The organism is Streptomyces pathocidini (assembly GCF_001418495.1).
Classification (GTDB): Bacteria; Actinomycetota; Actinomycetes; order Streptomycetales; family Streptomycetaceae; genus Streptomyces; species Streptomyces pathocidini.
This window is the reverse complement of record NZ_LIQY01000711.1, coordinates 1-2,646: the sequence shown is the minus strand read 5'-3', so window position 1 is coordinate 2,646 and position 2,646 is coordinate 1. Positions and strand designations below refer to the sequence as shown.

The window sequence follows — 2,646 nt, the reverse complement described above, 5'->3', positions numbered from 1 at the left end:
GCCCGAGCTCGGGCACAGCGTGCACGTCGACCCGCAGGGGCTGCGCCCGGACACCGAGTACTTCTACCGCTTCCGGGCCGGTGGCGAGATATCGCCGGTCGGCCGCACCCGTACCGCGCCAGCTCCCGGCGCACGCCCCCGCGCACTGCGCTTCGCGTTCGCCTCCTGCCAGAACTTCACGGCGGGCTACTTCCACCTCTACCGCGACCTCGTCCAGCAGGACGTCGCCTTCGTCGCGTTCCTCGGCGACTACATCTACGAGTCCGCCCCCGTCGCCACCTCCCTCCGCGTCCACGCGGGCACCGACGAGCCGTACTCGCTGATCGACTACCGCAACCGGTACGCCCAGTACCGCACCGACCCCGACCTCCAGGCCGGGCACGCCGCCGCGCCGTGGATCGTCACCCTCGACGACCACGAGATCGACAACAACTGGGCCGACGACTTCCCGCAGGACCCGGACAAGCAGACGCCGGAAGGTTTTCGCGCCCGCCGGATCGCGGCGTTCCAGGCCTGGTACGAGCACATGCCCGTACGCCGTATCGCCCGCCCCAACGGCCCGGACATGCAGGTCTTCCGCCGGTTCGACTTCGGGGACCTGGCCCGCGTCCACGTCCTGGACACCCGCCAGTACCGCAGCGACCAGGTCGCCACCATCCAGGAGGCCGAGGACCCCTCGCGCACGATGCTCGGCGCGCAGCAGGAGAAGTGGCTCGACGCGGGCCTGCTGAGCGGCCGGCAGAGGTGGAACCTGCTCGCCAACCAGACGCAGGTCGCCACCAACGACCGCACCGCGGGCGAGGCCGACTCCTTCGACCTCGACAACTGGGACGGCTACCGCGCGAGCCGGCGCAAGCTGATGGACACCTTCGCCCAGCCCCGCGTGGCCAACCCGGTCGTGCTGACCGGCGACCGCCACTCCACCTTCATCATGGACCTGGAGCGCAACCCCGAGCAGCCGGGGACGCCGGTCGTCGGCGCCGAGCTGTGCGGCACCTCGATCACCTCCGGCGGCGACATCCCGCCGTCCTCGCAGCAGCAGTTCCACACCACGTACGACCCGATCGCCGCCGAGTCCCCGCACTGGCGCTACTGGGACAACCGGCGCGGCTACATCCTCTGCGAGGTCGGGCGTGAGCGGATGGAATCCACGCTGCGGTCGACGGAGGCGGTGACTAAGCAGGAGGGCGCACCGGTGATCTCCGCCGCGCGGTTCGTGACCGAGTCCGGGCGCCGGGGGGTGACGGTGGCCTGAACCCCCGCGTTCTGACGGGCAGTTGGCGGCGTGCTCGGCGTGCTCGGTGTATGCGCCGGGCGCGCCGCCTGTCCCGAAAGTCCTGCTTCGCGGCGGGTGTTCCGGGAGGAACGCTTCGTGGCAGGGCGTTTCGGGAGGAACCTGCCTCGCGTTGGGGCGTCCCGGGAGAGGCCTGTTCCGCGTCGAGCGCCGGGCTTGCCTCGCGCCGACCGCTCCTCGCTTCACGCCCGGGCGCCCCTCTCAGGCCGGGGCGCCCCCGTCTCACACCGGGCGCGCCGCCCCCGCGAACGGCATCTCGTCGATCGGCGCCACCCGCACCGGTGCCCCCGGCCGCGGCGCGTGGATCATCTGCCCGCCGCCGACATAGAGGCCGACATGGCTCACGCCGGAGTAGAAGAACACCAGGTCACCGGGGGTGAGTTGGGAGCGCGAGACGCGCTGCCCGGCGTTGATCTGGGTGTAGGTGGTCCGGGGGAGCGAGACCCCCGCCGACCGCCAGGCGGCCTGCGTGAGCCCGGAGCAGTCGTACGACCCCGGCCCCGTCGCGCCCCATACGTACGGTTTGCCGAGTGCCCCGAAGGCGTACGCGACGGCCTGCGCGGCGCGTGCGTTGGGAGCGCGTACGGGGCCGCGCACGGTGGCGCGATCGGCGTGCGCGCCCGCGTACCCCGCCCCGCGCCCGTCCCCGAGCAGCCGGGCGCGCTCCTCCGGGCTCAGGTTCGCCAGCAGCCGCTCTGCGGCGCGGAGCTTGCCCTGCACGGTGCGCTTGTGGGCGCGTAACGAGGCCTGGCCCGCGGCCAGTTCGGTGAGCTTGCGGTCGGCCTGGGTGTGCAGTTGCGTGAGGGCGCGCAGCTCGCGGCGGATGCCGGTGAGGACGCCCGCCTGGCGGCTGCCCGCGCGGTCGACGGCGGCGGCGCGCTCCAGGTAGTCCTCGGGGGAGGAGGACAGGGCGAGTTGGACGGCCGGGTCGACGCCGCCCGAGCGGTACTGGGCGGTGGCGATCGAGCCGAGCTCGTCCCGCGCGTCGGTCAGCCGCTCCGCCCCGCGCGCGGCCTGGTCGCGCAGGCCCTCCAACTCCCTGGCGGCCTCTTCGGCTTCGGCCTTCGCGCCGTTGTACCTCTCCGTGGCCTCCTCGGCCTCGTGGTGCAGCCGGTCGACCTCGGCCTTGATCCGGGCCGGGCTGCCGGGCTCGGCGTGCGCCGCTCCGCCGTCGAGCGCTGCCGCGCCCGCGGCGCCCGCGAGCGCGAGCGTCGCCGCCGTACGGGCCGTGGTGCCGGTCAGCGGGAACCGCTTGGCCGACCGGGGTTTTCGGTGTGAGGCCACGGTGGCCGTCACCATCCTTCCCTTGACCCGCGGCCGGGGGGAGTCGGCCGCGGGTCAAGGGAAGGATG

2 protein-coding genes are annotated in these 2,646 nt (G+C 73.5%); one reads left to right on the top strand and one right to left on the bottom strand.

The genetic code is table 11. The features are described 5' to 3' along the window. The coding region (locus AOK16_RS24725; protein ID WP_079101766.1) for an alkaline phosphatase D family protein at positions 1-1,255 on the top strand (1,255 nt) is incomplete at its 5' end. Positions 1,256-1,516: 261 nt separating this feature from the next. Here the strand turns inward: AOK16_RS24725 and AOK16_RS24720 are convergent. Next, positions 1,517-2,578, bottom strand: a complete 1,062-nt coding sequence (locus tag AOK16_RS24720) for a C40 family peptidase (RefSeq protein ID WP_240483742.1) — start codon at positions 2,576-2,578, stop codon at positions 1,517-1,519. Positions 2,579-2,646: the final 68 nt, after the last annotated feature.